At 40.4% G+C, this 20024-nt stretch carries 15 protein-coding genes, 12 tRNA genes and 1 riboswitch (1 of these 28 only partly in view); of the genes, 14 read left to right on the top strand and 13 right to left on the bottom strand.

What is annotated here, in order from left to right:
• Nucleotides 1-58: 58 nt before the first annotated feature.
• The 9 genes from QQK09_RS04945 to QQK09_RS04905 form a co-directional block, all read right to left on the bottom strand.
• A complete protein-coding gene (locus QQK09_RS04945) occupies nt 59-697 on the bottom strand; it encodes an urea amidolyase associated protein UAAP2 (protein ID WP_284203006.1) in 639 nt (212 codons plus the stop codon).
• A gap of 2 nt (nt 698-699) precedes the next feature.
• Nucleotides 700-1467, bottom strand: a complete 768-nt coding sequence (locus tag QQK09_RS04940; RefSeq protein WP_284203005.1) for an urea amidolyase associated protein UAAP1 — start codon at nt 1465-1467, stop codon at nt 700-702.
• A 10-nt stretch (nt 1468-1477) separates the two neighbouring features.
• Entirely contained in the window at nt 1478-2269 is a 792-nt protein-coding gene (locus QQK09_RS04935) for an ABC transporter ATP-binding protein (RefSeq protein WP_284203004.1), read from the bottom strand.
• Nucleotides 2262-3089: an ABC transporter permease gene (locus QQK09_RS04930; RefSeq protein WP_284203003.1), complete on the bottom strand. Its 828-nt coding sequence runs from the start codon at nt 3087-3089 to the stop codon at nt 2262-2264. Before QQK09_RS04930 ends, QQK09_RS04935 begins: the two co-directional genes overlap by 8 nt.
• Nucleotides 3090-3100: 11 nt before the next feature.
• On the bottom strand, nt 3101-4189 hold the full coding sequence (locus tag QQK09_RS04925; protein WP_284203002.1) for a putative urea ABC transporter substrate-binding protein: 1089 nt from the start codon (nt 4187-4189) through the stop codon (nt 3101-3103).
• A gap of 57 nt (nt 4190-4246) precedes the next feature.
• A riboswitch (guanidine-I (ykkC/yxkD leader) is annotated at nt 4247-4342 on the bottom strand.
• Between the two features lie 306 nt (nt 4343-4648).
• Complete coding sequence (locus QQK09_RS04920; protein WP_284203001.1) at nt 4649-5746, bottom strand: alkene reductase; 1098 nt, start codon at nt 5744-5746, stop codon at nt 4649-4651.
• A gap of 283 nt (nt 5747-6029) precedes the next feature.
• Entirely contained in the window at nt 6030-6410 is a 381-nt protein-coding gene (gene gloA, locus QQK09_RS04915) for a lactoylglutathione lyase (RefSeq protein ID WP_284203000.1), read from the bottom strand.
• A gap of 203 nt (nt 6411-6613) precedes the next feature.
• Nucleotides 6614-8224, bottom strand: coding sequence for a glycoside hydrolase family 32 protein (locus QQK09_RS04910; protein ID WP_284202999.1), 1611 nt, complete (start codon nt 8222-8224; stop codon nt 6614-6616).
• Between the two features lie 134 nt (nt 8225-8358).
• Nucleotides 8359-9348, bottom strand: a complete 990-nt coding sequence (locus tag QQK09_RS04905) for a LacI family DNA-binding transcriptional regulator (protein WP_284202998.1) — start codon at nt 9346-9348, stop codon at nt 8359-8361.
• A gap of 226 nt (nt 9349-9574) precedes the next feature.
• Between QQK09_RS04905 and QQK09_RS04900 the strand changes: the two genes are divergently transcribed.
• Together QQK09_RS04900 and cscK are read left to right on the top strand one after the other, a co-directional pair.
• Nucleotides 9575-11032, top strand: a complete 1458-nt coding sequence (locus QQK09_RS04900) for a sucrose-specific PTS transporter subunit IIBC (RefSeq protein ID WP_284202997.1) — start codon at nt 9575-9577, stop codon at nt 11030-11032.
• A 71-nt stretch (nt 11033-11103) separates the two neighbouring features.
• The gene (gene cscK, locus QQK09_RS04895) at nt 11104-12033 is read left to right on the top strand and encodes a fructokinase (protein WP_284202996.1); all 930 of its coding nucleotides are present in this window, start codon (nt 11104-11106) and stop codon (nt 12031-12033) included.
• 55 nt (nt 12034-12088) lie between these two features.
• On the opposite strand, the gene QQK09_RS04890 is transcribed toward cscK, so the two are convergent.
• Genes QQK09_RS04890 through sbcD form a run of 4 tightly spaced genes read right to left on the bottom strand, consistent with a single transcriptional unit; the run spans nt 12089 to nt 18220 of the window.
• Nucleotides 12089-12529, bottom strand: coding sequence for a TetR/AcrR family transcriptional regulator (locus tag QQK09_RS04890; protein ID WP_284202995.1), 441 nt, complete (start codon nt 12527-12529; stop codon nt 12089-12091).
• A gap of 32 nt (nt 12530-12561) precedes the next feature.
• Nucleotides 12562-13323 (bottom strand): DeoR/GlpR family DNA-binding transcription regulator, encoded by a 762-nt coding sequence (locus tag QQK09_RS04885; protein WP_284202994.1) that lies wholly within the window; start codon nt 13321-13323, stop codon nt 12562-12564.
• 2 nt (nt 13324-13325) lie between these two features.
• Nucleotides 13326-17012 (bottom strand): SbcC/MukB-like Walker B domain-containing protein, encoded by a 3687-nt coding sequence (locus QQK09_RS04880; RefSeq protein ID WP_284202993.1) that lies wholly within the window; start codon nt 17010-17012, stop codon nt 13326-13328.
• Nucleotides 17009-18220 carry an exonuclease subunit SbcD gene (gene sbcD / locus QQK09_RS04875; protein ID WP_284202992.1) on the bottom strand — a complete coding sequence of 404 codons (1212 nt, stop codon included), beginning with the start codon at nt 18218-18220 and terminating at the stop codon, nt 17009-17011. The genes QQK09_RS04880 and sbcD overlap by 4 nt, the downstream gene beginning before the upstream one ends.
• A 263-nt stretch (nt 18221-18483) precedes the next feature.
• On the opposite strand from sbcD, the gene QQK09_RS04870 reads away from it, so the two are divergent.
• From QQK09_RS04870 to QQK09_RS04815, 12 genes are all read left to right on the top strand, one after another.
• A tRNA-Met gene (locus QQK09_RS04870) sits at nt 18484-18560 on the top strand.
• 10 nt (nt 18561-18570) lie between these two features.
• Nucleotides 18571-18655: transfer RNA gene (locus tag QQK09_RS04865), tRNA-Leu, on the top strand.
• A gap of 51 nt (nt 18656-18706) precedes the next feature.
• Nucleotides 18707-18781: transfer RNA gene (locus QQK09_RS04860), tRNA-Gln, on the top strand.
• An 87-nt stretch (nt 18782-18868) separates the two neighbouring features.
• Nucleotides 18869-18943: transfer RNA gene (locus QQK09_RS04855), tRNA-Gln, on the top strand.
• Nucleotide 18944: 1 nt separating this feature from the next.
• Nucleotides 18945-19029, top strand: a tRNA-Leu gene (locus QQK09_RS04850).
• Nucleotides 19030-19112: 83 nt separating this feature from the next.
• A tRNA-Met gene (locus QQK09_RS04845) sits at nt 19113-19189 on the top strand.
• A 59-nt stretch (nt 19190-19248) separates the two neighbouring features.
• A tRNA-Met gene (locus tag QQK09_RS04840) sits at nt 19249-19325 on the top strand.
• Nucleotides 19326-19335: 10 nt separating this feature from the next.
• Nucleotides 19336-19420 (top strand) — tRNA-Leu (locus QQK09_RS04835).
• Between the two features lie 154 nt (nt 19421-19574).
• Nucleotides 19575-19649 (top strand) — tRNA-Gln (locus tag QQK09_RS04830).
• Nucleotides 19650-19735: 86 nt separating this feature from the next.
• Nucleotides 19736-19810 (top strand) — tRNA-Gln (locus QQK09_RS04825).
• A gap of 81 nt (nt 19811-19891) precedes the next feature.
• Nucleotides 19892-19966, top strand: a tRNA-Gln gene (locus QQK09_RS04820).
• Between the two features lies 1 nt (nt 19967).
• Nucleotides 19968-20024: transfer RNA gene (locus tag QQK09_RS04815), tRNA-Leu, on the top strand; it runs 195 nt beyond the window's last position.

Genomic DNA, 20024 nt, shown 5'->3' with positions numbered 1-20024 from the left:
TCGTCCCTATTAACTCATTACTTTCACTGTTAAAAAATCCGACAAACAGTGGCTCAATTCAATCCCAAATCAGCATCTCTACTGCGGTTGGGTTGTAAGCGTTACAAGGGTTATTAAGTTGTGGGCAGTTAGATAACAGCACAATCACATCGATCGCAGCGGTTAACTCAACATATTTCCCCGCTCCACTAATACCATCAGCAAAACTTAACCCCCCCTCACTGCTCACGGGTACGTTCATAAAGAAATTAATGTTATGGGTGATATCACGTTTACTTAGGCCATATTGTGGATTTTCTGCCACCGCTAATAACCAGCTATCACGACAAGCATGCATACATTTTTTCTCAATCGCATAACGCACCGTATTGCTTTCCGTTGCGCAGGCGCCACCTAAGGTATCGTGACGACCACAGGTATCAGCAGTGATGGTTAACATCAGGTTGCCATCATTGGAGAGTAACTGTGTGCCTGTTGTTAGATAAACATTGCCCTGCTCGCGAATGGTATCCATCGCGCTATAACGCTCGCTTGGATCATGCGCATTATAAAAAAGTGTGTCAGCGGCTTGATTACCTTCTAAATCAAGAATGCGTAATGTCTGCCCGGCTTTCAACACCTGCATGTAATAATCACCTGCGAAGACGGTATCGCTGCGCACTGCTTGCTCTGCTTTAAATTGACTGGTGCTGATCATGGTTAGGCTCCTACTACAACGGCATGTTGATGGTGTGTATGCTGACAGCTATAACGGCGATTATTTTCAAAACCACGGCCATTCTCGGCACTGGAATTTAAACATTGATCATCCGCTGCCATAGCTGCCGCTTCGCTGAGTGCGATGTTTACTGGTTTATTGGGATATTCAGTGGCCGGATTCATCGGATGCGGACAAGTGGTTAAAACCACCAGAGTCTCCATTTCAAAACGTAATTGAATACTATCGCCAGCTTTACTGTGTGCTGCGACAAAACTTAAATTACCCTCATCATCGGTTTTTACTTTACTAAATAGGTTGATATTGGCAGCAAGGTCACGTTTACCTAATCCATATTTCGCTACTTCAACTAATAGGCTGTCATAGCCATTTTGTAACCAGTTATTACGATCTGTTTGGTAATCTCTTTTGCCCCACTTTACCGCTACTTTTTGCTTATTAGCAACGCCCCCCACACTATCAATCCAATGCGTATCATCGCCAATAATAGAGCAAAAAATGCGCCCCATATCTGAATAAAGACAATGCCCTTGAGTGAGTTTAAAGGTGTGTTGGCACTTCAGCGTATCTGGCGCGTTATAACGCTCTAATAAATTTTTTGGATTGTAAAACAGCATCGAAACATTCGCGCCGCCCTCAATATCAGTTAACGATAAGACTTTTCCAGCAGGAATGACCATCGACCAATGGCTAGCACCGTCGATAACATCTTGGTAAATAGCACCTTGACCAATTACTTGTTGTTGCATATAAATTCTCCTAAACAGCGACTTTCGCTGCTTGCTGTTTTTCTATTAAAGATTGTATGGAATTGGAAAGTTTGTGTTCAGAATTGATGTCAATATCATAAACAACCTGCGCTCCGAAACGTTCCGGTTGATGTGGGTCGATACGTGGTTTATCGAGCACCCAGACACGCGAACCAAGGCTAAAACCCTCCGATAAATCATGGGTGATCATAAACACGGTTAAGCCGCGTTTCTTCCACAACTCACGAATCAACTTATGCATATCTTTGCGAATACCCGGATCAAGCGCACCAAAGGGTTCATCAAGTAACAAAATACGCGGCTCCTTAATCAACGCTTGTGCGATAGCGAGACGTTGCTGCATGCCGCCGGATAACTCACTTGGGTATCGCAGTGCTGCATCGGCTAACCCGACCGCGGTTAGCATCTCCAAGGCTTGCTCACGTAACTTTTTACGTTCGTTACCAAACACCTTGCCAAGCAAGGGTGAACTGGCAAATTCGCCGCCTAACATCACATTTTCTAACGCATTGAGGTGAGGGAACGCAGAGTATTTTTGAAACACGATGCCACGTGTCGCATTGGGCTCTTGAGGCATCGGTTTACCATCAAGTAATATTGAACCGCGACTCTGTTTTTCGGTACCTAATAACATATTTAACAGGGAGGTTTTTCCGCAACCGGAAGCACCAACGATGCTGATAAACTCACCCGCTTGCACGTTTAAGTTAAGCTTTTCCAGCACCACATGGTCACCGTACTCTTTCCAAACCTGTTTGATTTCGATGATTGCTTTACTCATGAGCGTCTGCTCCTCTACCGTGATACCAAGGAAAAGCGCGCTTAGAGATCAAACGTAAAATAGTATCCATCAGGAAAGCTAAAACAGCGATCCACAGTACGTAGGGTAAAATGACATCCATCGCCAAATAACGGCGAATTAAAAAGATGCGGTAACCCAAGCCTTCTGTTGCAGCAATCGCTTCACCTGCAATTAAAAACAGCCATGCACTGCCTAGGGTTAAGCGCACAGCACTAACAAGTGGCGGTAATACTTGCGGTAACACAACACGTATCATGATTTGCCAACTATTGGCGCCAAGGGTCTGCGCTTTTAGTAGTTGCTCCTTTGGCAGCGATTGGGTACGTAGTTGTAGATCACGTATTAAGATTGGACAGATACCAATAATAATTAGCATCACTTTTGAAAGTTCGCCCAAACCAAATACGATAAACAGAATAGGTAATATCGCCATTGGTGGAATTAAAGAGATAGCTGTCACTAAGGGTGAAAAGGTTGCTCTAAACAGCGGCAACATACCACTCACCACTCCCACAATCAGGCCGATAAACGCGCTAATACCAACGCCTAATAAAAGACGTTGTAAGCTCGCAGCGCTATCAACCCATAATAAATATTCACCGGTACGTTTACTTGGCTCAAATGCCATACGTTGCACCGCATCGGCAAAACTCGACCATGAGGGTAATAATTTGTCACTTGGGTTTTCTAACAAACGAGCATCGGATGCAAGAGTGTAGATAATCAGTAAAATGACAAAGGGTAAAAGGTTTAAAGCGAGTCGCATTCCACGACTCGGCTTGCTATTCATCAGACGCATAAACTGCTACCTTATAGTTTTTCGTCGATCGCCATTTGCATGTAAGCAGGATTGAAGCGCAGTTTGATGTTGCCTTTGTCACCATAAATACCACTTGGTGTTTCAATACCGATAAATTTAGCATCGGCCGCCCCCTCACCTAACAAACCATGTTCAAAAGAAAACTCAGCAACTTTTCCCATGGTGCTCATTAACGCAGCACTGTTGTTAAACTCCACCGCATCTTTGGCGCTATAAAACATTTTTGTTGACGCTAATTGAGCATCGTAACCCTCTAAATCAGTACCTGACGCTTCTGCCATGATAGAGCGCGCTTTGATTGCTTCTGCATCGCTACCCTGCATGGTTTGCATGATCTCATACCAAGCACCAGTTAACGCTTTACCTAGTTTCGGGTTATCAGCCAGTGTTTTTGTATTAACCACTAACAGGTCAATAATTTCACCAGGGATCATCGAGGAATCAAACACTTTAGTGGTATTTGGCATTGCAGTGATTTCGCTTAATAACGGATTCCAAGTCGTCACAGAGGTAACATCATCGGTCGTAAAAGCAGCGACTAGATCAGCATCAGAGGTATTCACTACACGTACATCTCGCTCACTTAATGACACCGTTTCTAATGCACGAGCAAGTAGGTAGTGGGAAACACTTAGTTCAACTAAGTTAACGTTTTGACCTTTAATATCAGCCAGTTTTTTTGCACCTTTAAGTACAACGCCGTCGTTACCATTTGAAAAGTCACCAATGATCAATGCCGTTGAATCAACACCACTTGCAGCAGGAATCGTTAAGGCATCCATATTGGTCATCACCGTTGCATCAAAGCCACCGGCAGTGTATTGGTTGATCGATTCAACATAATCATTAACTTGAACAATTTCGATATCGATATCGTATTTATCGGCCCATTTTTTAACAATGCCAGAAGCATCGCCATAGTCCCAAGGCATCCAACCAACATAGATAGTCCAAGCGAGGCGGAATTTTGATTTGGTTTCAGCGGTTGCTGTAGAGGGAGCAAGAAGTACGGCACTACAGAGGGTAGTAACTGTAAGCATTTTAGTAACAGAGTTGCGTAGGCGTTTAGTAAATTTCATATATTTATCCTTATCCTTGGTTACATTTTAAAAAGCATGAGAGACATTGCTGCAGTCTTCTCCCGGGCTTTTATCCCTCCGTGTAACCTTAGAAAAGGTCGACAACTCTCGGTCCAGTCACTACGAATAGCCGGAACCCTAGATGTCTATTACCAAATTGTAGATATTGGCAGTGAATTACTGCAATACCTCTCATACGAATAATTTAATGTTTGCAACAACAGTGCCAAATTATATAAATCAACAATAACAAAGACTTAGAAAACATAAGGGACAATATTATAGAATTTCGCACTATATCAGAACATGAAATGCACCAAAAAGTAGCGCCAAAATATATAAATGGGATAGGGAGTTAATGAATGAAAGCCTAAAACAGTAACCTTCATAACCAAAAAAGCGACCTTACAGGGTTGTAAGATCGCTTTTTTAATCACTTTGCTTAACGCGCTTTACACCTTATTTAGTGTAAACCGGGTAATCTGTTAGCCCTTTCTCAGCACCACCAAACAGTGTTTCTGGATCATGTGCCGCTAATGGGTACCCTTGCTGGATACGATTAGGTAGATCTGGGTTAGACACAAATGGACGACCAAAACCGATCAGATCAGCAAGACCTTCGTTAAGTGCCTGTTCACCTTTCTGTGCGTCGTAACGACCAGCATAGATCAACACGCCTTTAAATGCTTCACGTACCGCTTGGCGGAATACAAGTGGTGTTTCTGGTGCATCATCCCAATCTACTTCAGCAATATGAAGATAAACAATATTGTGTTTATTGAGTAATGCTGCTGCTGCAGTATAAGTTTCAACAGGTGTAGCATCAACCGTACCATTTAATGAGGTAAAAGGTGCAAGGCGCACACCAACACGATCAGCGCCGATCGCTTCAACCATTGCCGCAACCACTTCGTCTAAGAAACGTAAACGGTTTTCGATACTGCCACCGTATTCATCGGTGCGATCGTTTGCTTCTGAATCAATAAATTGGTTAATTAAGTAACCATTTGCACCGTGTAACTCAATACCATCAAAGCCAGCTTCAAGTGCATTCAATGCCGCTTGGCGATACTCTTCAACGACATTGTTAATATCTTCTTTAGTCATTTCACGTGGCATTACTACATCAACAAAACCAGGTTCTTGATTACCATTGTCGATAAATACTTTTACATTTTCAGCTTTAATTGCTGATGAAGAGATAGGTTGTTCGCCACCAATATTATCTGGATGCGTCACACGACCAACATGCCAAAGTTGAGCAAAGATAGCGCCGCCTTGTGCATGTACTGCGTCAGTTACTTTTTTCCAACCCGCGATTTGTGAAGGCGAGTAGATACCTGGTGTCCAAGCATAACCCTGACCCATTGCAGATATTTGTGTACCTTCACCAACAATAAGACCAGCAGAAGCACGTTGTGCATAATATTCAGCCATCATCTCATTCGCTTCATTACCCGGTTGAGTTGCACGTGAGCGTGTCATTGGTGGCATAACAATACGATTTTTAAGCGTTAATTTACCAAGTTGTAATGGTTGAAATAGTGAGTCAGTCATAATCGGTTTCCTTCAAAAATAATTTTTATATGTAACGGTTAAAACTCTATTAAATAAAGCTTTAACAAATAATAGATGCAACTGCTTGGGAGAAGACAGGTAGTCGTTTAAAAAATAATTTCCCAACGCAGAAGTAGGCATCAATAACAGCTGCCTGAGTAGTTTACTAACTGCTCAGGGCTAAGCCATTAATGTCTAATTCAAGGCGGGAAAGCGCAGTTTAGTGGTTTAAATGAGCATTTCACAACACAGAAGTAGGCTTTAATGGCGACGGCCTGAGTAGTTAGAGTTGGATTAGTTCAATTTGATACCCATCCGGGTCTGTGATGAAAGCGATATGCGTTGTTCCACCTTTAACAGGACCTGCTTCACGTGTCACGTTGCCACCTAGTGCTTTGATGTTGTCACAAGTTGCGTAGATATCTGATACACCTAATGCTAAATGGCCAAATGCATTGCCATGTTCGTAGCTATTAGTATCCCAGTTATAGGTTAACTCAATCGTTGTACCACCTGGTTGGTCTTTATAGCCAACAAATACTAACGTGTAGCGGTACTCACTGTTTTCAGATCTGTCTAAAACCGACATACCTAATACGTTGGTATAAAATTCAATTGATTTTTCAAGGTCAGCCACGCGAACCATAGTGTGTAAAAATTTCATAATAACTCCAGTTAAGCCCGCTACTGTTGAGGCTTTTATTTCGATGAGGAGACTATACGCCGCTTTCATAGATGAATGAAATTATCAGTTATGATTATTATGATAACATTTTGTTATCTACCTCTATACTTTACCCGTTTACATTAGTGGACCGGTATTGATCTTTAGTAAAATAAGCACTTTATCTGGCACAAAATAACTATTTAATATAACCAGCAATCAATAATCTTCATCTCTCCCTGGTAACTAAGGTTAGTCGCATCTTTAGGTGTAAAAATACGCGCGGACATCACTGCTTGACCACCATTGATAAACAGTTCAATAGAGGAGTTATCGGATAATATCTGTAACTGTACCGACTTCAAATCAACAAGTGCTAATTCACGTATGCAATCTCCCTCACGGATTAAGGTATTGGTTCTATCTAAAAACAGTGTCTTGGTTTTTTTATCTAAACGAATTTCACAGTAGCCACTATTAGATTGATGCAGACGCAATGAACTGCCCCACTGCATCTCAAGGTTTAACTCAAAGGCTTTACTAGCAAGGTTATAACTAGATTGATCTTCAGGAAGGACAACCGACTGTTTACGCAATGTTTGCAGCTCTTTAATCGGCGTTTGTATTAGCTTTCCACCAACATAGGATAACTCTCTAAACGTGGTTAGTTGATGTACCCAACCATTATCAGCACTCGGGTGATTCACTTCATCGGGTAATCCCATCCAAGCATTCATCACCCGACGACCATCTGCTGTTTGTAAGGATTGTGGGGCATAAAAGTCAAAGCCATGATCTAAATGTTGAAAATCAGACAGTGTCGCTTTACCACTTTCATCCAATGTCGCTTTAACAATCCCATTATGATGCGGGACAGTATGGTGCTCACTCGGTGAATCGATCCCCTGTGGACCAATGACAATAAAGTCCTGCTTATCTAAGGTAAAAAAGTCGGGGCATTCCCACATGTAACCAAACTCACCCAGTTCATCACCAGATAGGGCAAGAAAGGTCCACGTTTTAAGATCATCAGACTTATAAATCGCTAAGCGCCCTATCTCATCATCACGTTGTGCACCAAGTAACATCAACCAGTGGTCATGATGACGAATTATCTTAGGATCACGACAATGTGGTGTCACTGCAGGTGGTAAATCAGGTACAACAGGGCCATGTTTAGTAAAGTTTATTCCATCGCGAGAGGTCGCTAAACATTGTGTAGTGTGACGTTCCCTACTCTCTCCAATGCGAACATTACCAGTGTAGAACAACATCAACTCATCACCCTGAGAAAGCGCATGACCTGAAAAAACACCATGACTATCAAACCAATCTGAAGGCGTTAATGCAACGGGTTTCCATTGCCAATCGACTAAATCTTTACTGGTTAAATGCGCCCAATGCTTATCTTTATGCTCACAAGAAAAAGGGTACCACTGGTAGAACAGGTGATATTGCCCTTGATGATAGATAAAACCATTGGGATCATTTAATAAACCTTGTGGTGGAGAGAGATGCCAACTTGGGCGATGTTCACATGCAACGATTTCACTACAAGGGGAAAATGCATCACGCTGTTGTTCTGAGATTAACTGTCCAACAGCAAGCAAATCTAACTCAAGTTGAGTTCGATTTTCAATGCTACTTTTAAGGTAAGTCACCTGCCTTAACAAGTCATTGAAACCCTGAACTTTTGCCTGTTTAGAAAGTAAAGCAACATCGATTACCTCAATAATAAGACGAACATCAGGGCTCAGAACACGAGCCACATTGTGGATACCACCACACTCTTTAATAATTGATAATAACGACATAGATACCTACCATTTAACTGGGAACGTTTGCAATAAAGTATCGTTAAAAATGGGAATTTGCAATAGCACCCCCATATTTATCGGTTAAATAGTTGCTTTGATCTCATTTTCATTAACTAACTACTAGCGTCTATTTAGCAGCTTTCACGCTCAATACTCTCAAAGCCCATTACCATTTTACTAACTTCTGACTGTTTATTATGGATCAACTCCAATAACATTTGTGCTGCTTTTTTACCTGTTAAATCAAATGCATAATTGAACGTCGAGAGGCTTGGAGAACACACTTGAGAGAGTTCATCATTGCCAACGCCTAATACTTTTATATCTTTACCCGCTATTTTTTTCGATTCAGCAATCGCTTTCAACGCACCAATCGCAATTCTGTCGGTGGCGCAAAATAGTCCATCCAATTTTGGCCAGTCAATTAATAGTTGTTTGGTTTGTTGAAAACCTGATTCAATTGAAAACTCGCCACGACTATGAAACAGTGGCGATGTTTGTTTTGCATGCTGTAAATATTGAGTTAACCCCTGATAGCGACACTGATCAACGGCAATATCTTGACTGTTAACACCGATAAAACCGATGTTAGTTGCCCCTGCGTCAATAAGTCGTTTACCTGCGGTAAAACCAACGCTGATATCATCATATATAAGGCTTGGAATATTAAACAGTGATCCATCCTGCCCTACTAACACAACAGGTGCATCAGATTGTTTAATCGCATCAACTAACGCGCTATCTAAATGCGTTGCATAGAGGAGAATCCCCTCTACCCGCTTCTGATTGAAGCGCTTGATATATTCTATCTCTTTAATATTATCCTGATCACTATTGGCTAATAAAACATGTTTATCAGCCAGTTCAATAACAGGGCTTAAACCATCCAAGCCTCCTGCTGTGGCATTTGAAGCGATACGAGGTACGATCACACCAATGAGGTGGGTCTTATTTGATTTAAGATCCCTTGCGACTTGATTCGCGACATAACCACACTGTTCAATCGCTTTCTGTACTTTCTCTTTCGTGCTTTTTTTAACGCCGTATTCATTATTCATTACGCGAGAAACCGTCGACTTAGAGACGCCTGCTAATTTTGCCACATCGTGCAACCCGACCATAAAATTACGTCCTATATTTTGGGAATGTTTGCAATCATCATAACAAATAGCGGCACTTTTAAAGTAGAAAGATCACTTGCCAGTACATTTTATGAACAACAAACGAGATCTTAATCACGTTTAACCCACCTGCAACTTGCTTATGTGACTAAAGTGATAAAAACTCATTTCTGCAAACGTTCCCATAAACTAACAGAAACAACCAAATCTTCAATTGGAGGAAGTTATGAATTATCCCAAACTCGCCAACCAGCTTTTAGAAAAGCTAGGTGGTAAAAGCAATATTTCTGCACTCGCACATTGTGCTACCCGTTTACGCCTAGCAGTGGCAGATGATTCACTGATTGATGAAAAAGCGATTGAAAATATCGATGGCGTAAAAGGCCAATTTAAAATAGCAGGTCAATACCAAATTATTTTTGGTTCGGGCATCGTCAATCAAGTTTATGCAGAGATGGCAAAACTGACAGGCATAGAAGAGATGAGTACCAAAGATGTCGCTTCTGCCGGTGCTGAAAAACAGAATATTATTCAAAAAGCGGTAAAAGATTTATCTGACATATTTGTACCGATTATCCCTGCGATTGTTGCTGGCGGCTTATTAATGGGTATCTTCAACGTATTAGTGGCACCGGGGTTATTTATCGATGGGCAGTCATTGGTTGATGCTAATCCTGGGCTGGCTGATTTAGCAAGCATGATTAATACCTTTGCAAATGCCCCCTTTGTTTTCCTGCCTATTCTTTTAGCCTTTTCAGCAAGTAAAAAATTCGGTGGTAACCCATTCTTAGGGGCAGCATTGGGTATGTTGATGGTGCATCCAGATCTACTTAATGGTTGGGGATTTGGTGGCGCGGCGGTGTCCGGCAATATTCCAGTATGGAATATATTTGGTATAGAGATCCAAAAAGTGGGTTATCAGGGATCTGTCCTGCCCGTGCTAGTGGCTACCTTTATCCTCGCAAAAGTGGAAAATGGATTACGTAAATTTATCCCGTCAATATTAGATAATCTACTTACACCACTGCTTGCTATCTTTATTACCGGCGTCATTACTTTTACGATTGTAGGCCCTTTTACGCGTGATATTGGCTTTCTTCTTGGTGATGCTCTGAACTGGTTATACGATTCTGCTGGATTCATCGGTGGCGCACTATTTGGTTTTATCTACGCACCGTTTGTTATCACCGGTATGCATCACAGCTTTATCGCCATTGAAATTCAGTTACTTGCAGATATAGCAGTAACGGGTGGGTCGTTTATTTTCCCCATAGCAGCGATGTCTAATATTGCACAAGGTGGCGCAGCATTAGCCGTTGGCTTCTCAACCAAAGATACTAAAACGAAAGGGATTGCTGTTCCATCTGGTGTCACTGCATTACTTGGTATTACTGAACCCGCAATGTTTGGTGTCAACTTAAAACTACGTTACCCCTTTATTGCCGCGGTGGTTGCAGCAGCAACATCAAGTGCTTTCATCACGTTGTTTAATGTGAAAGCAAGCGCATTAGGGGCTGCAGGTATACCAGGTATTATCTCAATTCGTAATACTGATATTACCCCTTACATCATTGGTATGCTGATCTCCTTTGTGACCGCATTTGTATTAACCTTAATACTTGCAAAACGTGCAGATAAAAAGTCACAAAAAAATACTAAAGCGATGGCGCAAGCTACAGCATAAACTAGATTATTAATCATCAATAAAAGTCAGTCGCTATCACTACTGACTTTTATTCAGTTTAAGGAGTTATCATGAATAAAATTTGGGTTACTGGCGATGCCGTTGTAGATTTAATTCCCAATAGCGAAAACAGTTATTTGAAATGTCCCGGTGGTGCCCCTGCTAATGTAGCGGTAGCAGCTGCTCGATTAGGTAGCGAAACGGCTTTTTTTGGTCGTGTTGGGCAAGATCCGCTTGGCCGTTTTATGAAAAAAACACTTACAGATGAGGGCGTAAATACTGATTTCATGTGCCTTGATAAGGCGCAACGCACCTCTACCGTGATTGTTGATTTAGATGATTGCGGTGAGCGTAGCTTCACTTTTATGGTTAAACCTAGTGCAGACCAATTTATGCAAGTCAGTGATATTCCTGTTTTTGAAAAAAACCAATGGTTACATGTTTGCTCTATTGCCCTGGCTAATGAACCAAGTCGTAGCAGTACCTTTCAAGCGATGCAGCAGATAAAAGAGAGCGGTGGGTTTATCAGTTTTGATCCAAATTTACGTGATGAAGTTTGGGCTATTCCAGCTGAAATTAAATCAGTGGTATTAAAAGCAGTGGCGATGGCAGACGTGGTTAAGTTTTCCGATGATGAGCTTCTGTTTTTAACCGATACGGAGACGTTAGAAGCAGGTCTAACAGCAATATCAAATTATAATAATACGTTACAGCTGATCACCCAAGGTGCAAAAGGAGCATTAATAATTACCCAAGACACGCAGCAATTGATCGCAGGAAAAGCGATTAAACCAGTTGACACAACGGGGGCAGGAGATGCTTTTGTTGGTGGTTTACTTGCTTGTCTTGCAAGCTATGATAACTGGAGTGATATTGAACATATCAAGCAGGCTGTAAAATGGGCAAATGGTTGTGGGGCACTCGCGACGACTCAAAAAGGCGCGATGACAGCGCTGCCTTTAAAAAGCCAATTGATAGCTTACCTCAACCACTCTTCTTAAGCTCATTTAAGAGTAAACAAGCTTAAGTTATGTTAACGAGTAATAATGTAACTTATTAAGAGTCTAATAAATGGTAAACAGATAAACCAATTAATGATTGCATTTTTTCATGGCCAATTTTATTAGCAAAGTTATCAAAACCATTTCTAGCCAGCGCTTTAGCAGGTGACTCATTAGAAATGGAGCCGATAAAAAATTTAAGGCAATTTCTAAATTGTGCATTTTCTAACGCTTCAGTCCAACTACTCGTCAATGAAGCGTCATCTGAAAAATCGAGGTTTTGGTATAAATACTCGGTAACTTGCCCTTGAAAAGCGCCCATCATGGCACCTTTGCTAGGGACAATACGTTGTACACCACCTCGAGAAAGGCCGGTATGTTTAGCAATAGAGCCGTAACTTATTGCTTCCCAACCTTTATCCATAAAAATATCAATAATTGCTTGATGTATGCGTTGTTCTGTTAACAACGCTTGTTGTTGTGTACTTTTAGCCATAGTTATCACTTCCATTTGATAATTAATAATGATTAATCTGAGCAAAGCTCAATTTTAACCCCTTGATCCTTCAAGAGTTGTAGTATTTTATTCTCTGAATTCAAATCTGTCACTAGTAAATTCAGTTTATTGCAGTCGCACACCTTATAAGTGCCCATTTTCCCTAATTTTAGTGAGGAACCTAACACAATAACCTGTTCTGATTGCTCAATAATGGTTGATAGTGTTTCTGCTTCATCCAATTGGTTAATACTTAACCCCTTGTTTGGATGCAATGCACAAACACCAAGAAAGCAACTATCGAAATGTATTTTGCGTAACATCGCATTGGTTGTTGCACCAAGTGCCATTACAGCAGACTTTGATACTTTACCACCTAATAAAATAAGTTCGATATTATCATGATACATTAATTTACTTGCCACTAAAGGGCTTGGTGTAACAACCGTAAAATTAAAATGAGTTGGTAAATTCATTGCTAACTGTAAACAGGTTGTACCGGAATCAATTAAAATGGTCTGATCTGGTTTAATAAACTGAATAGCAGCCAATGCGATTCGTTTTTTAAGAGGATCAATTTCATCCTGACGCTCACGGTAAGCTTCGTATTCCTGCTGCAAAGGAAGTGCCCCACCATGGACGCGTCGTAATAACTTATCTTCGTCCAGTTGTTTTAAATCTCTACGAACAGTATCTTCAGAAACCCCCAAAGCATGGCTTAATTCAGTTGCATATACACGCCCTTGCTGGCAAAGCAGATCTAAAATTTTATTGTGTCGCTCTTGCTGTAACATTACTACCCTTTCATATATTGCTTGTCGAGGACACTATAACCTGCCCCGCTATTTTTATGCACATGGATTTGATGGTTAATGCGCTCTTTCAACGCATCAACATGCGAGATGATACCGATTAACTTACCTGTTGAATTCAATCGTTCTAAAGCATCCAGTGCCATTGACAAGGTATTCTCATCTAAAGTACCAAATCCTTCATCTAAAAACAGTGATTCTATTTGAGTTTTGTGACTTACTAAATTTGAAAGTGCTAACGCTAGCCCTAAACTCACTAAAAAGCTCTCTCCACCAGATAGGGTTTTCACATCTCTCACGCTATTCGCTTGCCAGCAATCGATCACTTGCAGTGCTAATTCCTCATCAACATTACGTTTTAGCTGATAACGTTGATCTAAATGAGCCATCTCCCTATTAGCAAGGTGGATCAAATTATCGAGGGTTAACCCCTGTGCAAATTTTCTAAATTTGCTGCCATCAGCTTGACCAATTAATTTATTTAATAGCTCCCAATGCCCAGCAGTCTGTTTAAATTCTATTTGTTGCTGCTGTAATTGCTTTTGCTTTTGCTGGTTGCTTTGATCCATCTTCAAGCGAGAGCTTTGCGCGATAAGTGACTCGCTTGTCACTGCATATTCTGCTTGTAACTGTGTCAATTTATCTTGTAATTGTTGAGTATCTAATGTTGAATTTTTAGTTTTATGATGTTCACTTTGCTGTTTTTGAAGGCCATCAAGCTTAGTTTTTTCTGTTAATAAATTATCTTTTAGTGTTGAAGCGTTTGATTGTAATAGCGCTAAAGCTTGATGAGACAAACATGCTGTTTCAAACTCTAACACGGTCGTAAATTCACTTTTATTCAAGGCTAACTCAAACGTTAACATGGCTTCTTTAAGTTGTGTTGCTAATGTTATTTTAGAGGCGTTTAAGGTATTAAATATACCTTGAATACCTTCAATATCGAGCTTAACAGTACTAACTTGTTGCTTGGCTTTTTCAACCTCTGATTTTACGGCTTGTAACTGTACATCGTAGAACACTTGTAACTGCTGGCTGGTTTGCTCTGTAAATAATTTAATACGTTCTGTAGATAAGTTATTCTTCTCTTTTACAATTAATTGCAACTGCTTTTGTGACTCTGCTAAGCGAGTTTCATCATGCGCTAACTGCTGTACATTCAGTCCTAGTTGCTGCGTTAATTGCGTAACAGACTCAGTGAGTGTTGCAAGCTGATTAGCGAGTAATTCACACTGTGCAATAGCTTGTTTTTGAGCCGTTAACCACGTTTCTGGCGACAGTAAAATAGCGGCTAAATCACTCGTCCCCGCTAATTTATCACTTATATCTGTATTCAATTGCGCTAATGCATTTTGAACGACAATGAGTTGCTCATCTGTTTGCTCAGCACTAGAGAGAAGTAATTTATGTTCATTAATAACATCCTTTAACTGTTGCTGCTGCGCCGTTAACTGTTCATTTAATGCAGTGTGTTGCTGCTGTAATGGTAAATTTTGTTGTTCAATAGCGTGCAATTCTTTTACTAAACTGCTCAGTGTCGTTATCTCACTATCGAGAACAAGTGCTTTCTCGCTTAATAATAACGAACTTTTATTATCATAAATCAACGCTTCAGACTCACAATAATCGCTTTTAACCCACGCTTTTTTAAGATCACCTATTTCTGAAATTTGTCTGGTGTACCCTATTTGTAAATCATTTATTTGTAGATTTAATGCCTTTAAATGCCCATTCAATTGTTCGTACTGCCCGCGCTTAATAATCAACGCTTCACTTTTTTGTTGTAAACGCTGCTCAGTGCTTTCGAGGTCAATCGCTTGGTGGTCGGTGACTGCAGGATGTTCAAGTGAACCACACAATGGACATGGACTGTCTTTCTCCAGTTGTAACTGTAAATCCTGAACACTACGTAATAAACTATCTTGTTTAATGAGTGTTTTAAGATCTGACTCTTCAAGTGAGAGTTGTTGCCCTTGCTTTTTAAGCTCTGCTAATTGTAATTTATCTTGCTCAAACTGGGTCTTTTTATCAGCAATCGTCTGCTCCGTTGCGTTACTCTCTAATATAGATTTATCCAGTGATTGAGTTAATTGCAATAGCCTCGATAACGATTCTTTACGCTGATATAAAGTGTTTAGTTTCTCGTTAGCATTATTTCCTATTTGCATAGATAAACGAGCCTTGTGCTCTTCAAAGGAAGTTAAGCTGGTATTAACCTGTTTTAATTGTGCAACATTATTTTCAATCACCTGATTAATTTGTTGCTGTGCACTGCCATTTGTCGCTATTAACTGCTTTTGAACTTGTGTTTTTTCAGTCAATGCCAGACTCTTTTTTGATTCTTGGCTATAAGCTAATAATAGATGTTCCAACATTGCTATTTTTTCGGCATCAATCGTTGATGACTGCTGCTTAAGCAATGTTTCTTGTGATCTTTGTAACGTTATTTTTTTCTCTTTTATCTGTTCTTCAAGCGTGATAACTGCTTTTTTAGCCTGTTGCTGTATTTGCTTTTGTTGTTCAACATACGGGACTTTCTCAGTGTACTCATTTTCAAGTGCACTAATTTTACTGTCCATCGGAATTAATTCCTCCGTCAAACGTTGCATCTGCAGCTTATGCTTTTTTAATGCTTGTTGCTCTGTTACTAATAGAGTCGATAACGTTTTATCCGCATTTAATAGCAGCTGTTGAAGTTTAGTTAACTGCTCAGTGTGCTCGTTTATCTCTTTCTGATTGCTCTCAGAAAGTTTCTGCTGCGTAGTTAATGCGACAAAATGAGGTAAAATAGGCTGGGCTTGCAGCGCTTGCTGTATTTTTTTTGATTGTGGCGCAAAATCATCTAATGCCTGTTCAGCCTGTAAATGGGCTGTTGAAGTCGCTTTCAACTGTTCACTAAGACGAAGTGCATCGGCTTGCCATTGCAGTGCTTTTTCGAGGCTTTTAATCTCATTACGTTTTTTATCTGATTCACTTTGTAATGCAATGATATCGGTCTGTAATATTGCTAAATCAGCTTCACTTAACAGCTCTAATAATGCTGACTGACTGGTTAATAATGCAAGTTCTGCTTGAACTTCTTTATTACGTTCAAAAATATGCTGCGATATTTGCGCATAAATCTCTGTGCCAGTGAGTTCCTCTAATAACTCTGCTCTGTCCTTTGGACTTGCATTTAAAAAAGCTGCGAAGCCACCCTGTGCTAATAACATTGATTTAGTAAAACGAGAAAAATCGAGCCCGGTAAGAGAGATAACAAGCTTTAATACTTCACTGCTTTTAGTTGCTAAAATTGTGCCATCCAGCTCAGCCAGTTCACAAATAGGCGCTTGTAATCGACCATCACTCTTCTTACGTGCGCGGCTTTGTGCCCATGACACACGGTAGCTTTTGCTTTTTCCATTACGTTTAACACTAAACTCAACCTGGGCAGAACAGTGTGCAGTCCCTCGAGTCATCAACTCATTGTTACTTTGTGTCAGTTTATCAAGACGTGGGGTTTGTTGGTAAAGTGCTAAACAGATAGCATCGAGTAAGGTACTTTTACCTGCCCCCGTTTGCCCTGTTATCACAAACAAACCATTATCTATAAAGGCTTTATCTTGGAAGTCGATGACCCAACTGCCTTTTAATGAATTTAGGTTTTCAAATTGAAGAGAAAGTATTTTCATGATTTTTGCTCCAGCTCTTCAATACTTTGCGCAAAAAGTGTTTTAAGTTGCACCTGTTGCTCTTCGCTTATGTACTCTGCATCAGCACAGTCCAATCTTTTTTGAAAAAGATCTGCAGGTTTAAGCTCGTCTAGTGTTTCTATTTGCAGCCCATGTAATTGGCTATTTTCATCTATCTTAGGTGTGCTGACTTTTAATATTTGAACTTCTGTTGCTGCAACAAGATCATTCAACTGCACTTGTACATCACTACGGTAAAATGATTCTTGAATTTTAACTTCGACCCAAACCGATTCGCCAGTTTCTATTAACCTGTTTATTTGAATGATAACACTCGCTAAATTACCCGTTATTACCGCTAACTTTTGGAACGCAGGAATAACAACCTCACTAGTTGTCAATTCAGCACTTTCATTAAATTCAGCAATAATAATGCGCTTATCATGTTTTACTTCATCAAAACTTAATGCAATCGGTGATCCGCTATAACGAATATGTTCACTCTTTTGTACTTTTTGAGCTCGGTGTAGATGCCCTAATGCAATGTAGTCAAACTCAGGAAACAGTTGCGCGGGGAACGCGGTCAGGGTGCCGATATAAATATCGCGTACCGATTCTGAAACAGAGCACCCCACCGCAGTTAAATGACCCGTGGCGATAATAGGGCAATGTTGATGCTTTTTACTCGATTCAGCTAACGTGTAAATGTCTTGGTAGGTTTTTGCAATACCCTGTTGCAGACTCATCTGCTTCTGATCAGCAGAACTGCCCGATTCACTCAACATGACATCGGTTGCTCTTAAAAAGGGTAACGCACAAATAATCGCTTCATTATCTTGTTTATCTTTAATCGTGATCAAGTGTTCACTTAAGTCGTCACTTAACCCCGCCAGTACAGAAACATTTAATGCACTCAATAAGCTTTTACTTTCATTTAATACTGCAACACTGTCGTGATTACCCGAAACAATAATAAGTTGAGTACATCCAGCCTTTTGTAAGTTAACGATAAAATCACTATATAACTTACGTGCATAAGAGGCCGGTGAAGCACTATCAAATATATCTCCCGCAACAACTACTGCATCAATAGATAGTGTCACAACTTGCTCAATTAACCAGGCTAGAAAAGCACGATGTTCTGGCTCACGATTTTTCATCATAAAATGCTGGCCTAAGTGCCAATCTGAAGTGTGCAGTATTTTCATCTTTTATCTCAACAATTAACTTAATCAACAGTTTAACAATTTAGAAACAGGAAAACTCTAATAACTTCATTTATGCATTTTTGGCTGTTAAATTTACGATTTTAGTGCGAAATAAAATCAACTTGTTTAACAAGCAAGCAATCGAATTGAAATCCACCTTTTTTATTAAAAAACAGTTGACGATTGTGAGCTAACTCAGCATAATGCGCCCCATCGAGACAACGACTGGTTAAACAGAAACGGGTTAAGATACAAAGCAAGATGGCTACATAGCTCAGTTGGTTAGAGCACATCACTCATAATGATGGGGTCCCTAGTTCAAATCTAGGTGTAGCCACCATTTGCTTTATGCGGAAGTGGCGGAATTGGTAGACGCGCTAGATTTAGGTTCTAGTATCGTAAGATGTGAGAGTTCAAGTCTCTCTTTCCGCACCATTCTTAACTTAGTTAAGAAGCCATAGCGAAGACAACGCTTAAAATTACAGTTGGGATATCGCCAAGCGGTAAGGCACCGGGTTTTGATCTCGGGATTCAGAGGTTCAAATCCTCTTATCCCAGCCACATTCTTTAATTTGTTTGAAATATAACGAATTGAAAAATACTTGAAGAAGTTTAAACTTAGCGTAGACAACGCTTAATAATTACAGTTGGGATATCGCCAAGCGGTAAGGCACCGGGTTTTGATCTCGGGATTCAGAGGTTCAAATCCTCTTATCCCAGCCACGCGGAAGTGGCGGAATTGGTAGACGCGCTAGATTTAGGTTCTAGTATCGTAAGATGTGAGAGTTCAAGTCTCTCTTTCCGCACCATTACTCCTTTGTTATTCGGAGTAACAAAAATTCCAGCACTTAGCTGGTTTTTTTATCTCTTACTTTTCAAGTAAAAGTATGAAGGCTACATAGCTCAGTTGGTTAGAGCACATCACTCATAATGATGGGGTCCCTAGTTCAAATCTAGGTGTAGCCACCATTTTTAACATCTAACGTGTAGTTAATTGTTAAAAATTTCAAGTAAAACAAGCATAAAATGGCTACATAGCTCAGTTGGTTAGAGCACATCACTCATAATGATGGGGTCCCTAGTTCAAATCTAGGTGTAGCCACCATTTGCTTTATGCGGAAGTGGCGGAATTGGTAGACGCGCTAGATTTAGGTTCTAGTATCGTAAGATGTGAGAGTTCAAGTCTCTCTTTCCGCACCATTCTTAACTTAGTTAAGAAGCCATAGCGAAAACAACGCTTAATAATGACTATTGAGATATCACTCAGTGATAAGGTACCGCGAGACTTTAATATAGAATCTCGGGATTTTAAATCACGATACTCAAAGCGAAGATAACGCTTAAAAATTACAGTTGGGATATCGCCAAGCGGTAAGGCACCGGGTTTTGATCTCGGGATTCAGAGGTTCAAATCCTCTTATCCCAGCCACATTCTTTAATTTGTTTGAAATATAACGAATTGAAAAATACTTGAAGAAGTTTAAACTTAGCGAAGACAACGCTTAAAATTACAGTTGGGATATCGCCAAGCGGTAAGGCACCGGGTTTTGATCTCGGGATTCAGAGGTTCAAATCCTCTTATCCCAGCCACATTCTTTAATTAGTTTTTAACTGATTAATCAATACTTGAAGAAGTTAAACTTAGCGATGACAACGCTTTAAAAACACAGTTGGGATATCGCCAAGCGGTAAGGCACCGGGTTTTGATCTCGGGATTCAGAGGTTCAAATCCTCTTATCCCAGCCACGCGGAAGTGGCGGAATTGGTAGACGCGCTAGATTTAGGTTCTAGTATCGTAAGATGT

Source organism: Psychromonas marina (assembly GCF_030161115.1).
GTDB lineage: Bacteria > Pseudomonadota > Gammaproteobacteria > Enterobacterales > Psychromonadaceae > Psychromonas > Psychromonas marina.
This window is presented reverse-complemented; position numbering and strand designations above follow the sequence as displayed.

Bases quoted from the DNA above. Each gene is read 5' to 3' on its own strand.
- QQK09_RS04945 (WP_284203006.1), bottom strand. From the start codon at position 697: ATGATCAGCACCAGTCAATTTAAAGCAGAGCAAGCAGTGCGCAGCGAT.
- QQK09_RS04940 (WP_284203005.1), bottom strand. From the start codon at position 1,467: ATGCAACAACAAGTAATTGGTCAAGGTGCTATTTACCAAGATGTTATC.
- QQK09_RS04935 (WP_284203004.1), bottom strand. From the start codon at position 2,269: ATGAGTAAAGCAATCATCGAAATCAAACAGGTTTGGAAAGAGTACGGT.
- QQK09_RS04930 (WP_284203003.1), bottom strand. From the start codon at position 3,089: ATGCGTCTGATGAATAGCAAGCCGAGTCGTGGAATGCGACTCGCTTTA.
- QQK09_RS04925 (WP_284203002.1), bottom strand. From the start codon at position 4,189: ATGAAATTTACTAAACGCCTACGCAACTCTGTTACTAAAATGCTTACA.
- QQK09_RS04920 (WP_284203001.1), bottom strand. From the start codon at position 5,746: ATGACTGACTCACTATTTCAACCATTACAACTTGGTAAATTAACGCTT.
- gloA (WP_284203000.1), bottom strand. From the start codon at position 6,410: ATGAAATTTTTACACACTATGGTTCGCGTGGCTGACCTTGAAAAATCA.
- QQK09_RS04910 (WP_284202999.1), bottom strand. From the start codon at position 8,224: ATGTCGTTATTATCAATTATTAAAGAGTGTGGTGGTATCCACAATGTG.
- QQK09_RS04905 (WP_284202998.1), bottom strand. From the start codon at position 9,348: ATGGTCGGGTTGCACGATGTGGCAAAATTAGCAGGCGTCTCTAAGTCG.
- QQK09_RS04900 (WP_284202997.1), top strand. From the start codon at position 9,575: ATGAATTATCCCAAACTCGCCAACCAGCTTTTAGAAAAGCTAGGTGGT.
- cscK (WP_284202996.1), top strand. From the start codon at position 11,104: ATGAATAAAATTTGGGTTACTGGCGATGCCGTTGTAGATTTAATTCCC.
- QQK09_RS04890 (WP_284202995.1), bottom strand. From the start codon at position 12,529: ATGGCTAAAAGTACACAACAACAAGCGTTGTTAACAGAACAACGCATA.
- QQK09_RS04885 (WP_284202994.1), bottom strand. From the start codon at position 13,323: ATGTTACAGCAAGAGCGACACAATAAAATTTTAGATCTGCTTTGCCAG.
- QQK09_RS04880 (WP_284202993.1), bottom strand. From the start codon at position 17,012: ATGAAAATACTTTCTCTTCAATTTGAAAACCTAAATTCATTAAAAGGC.
- sbcD (WP_284202992.1), bottom strand. From the start codon at position 18,220: ATGAAAATACTGCACACTTCAGATTGGCACTTAGGCCAGCATTTTATG.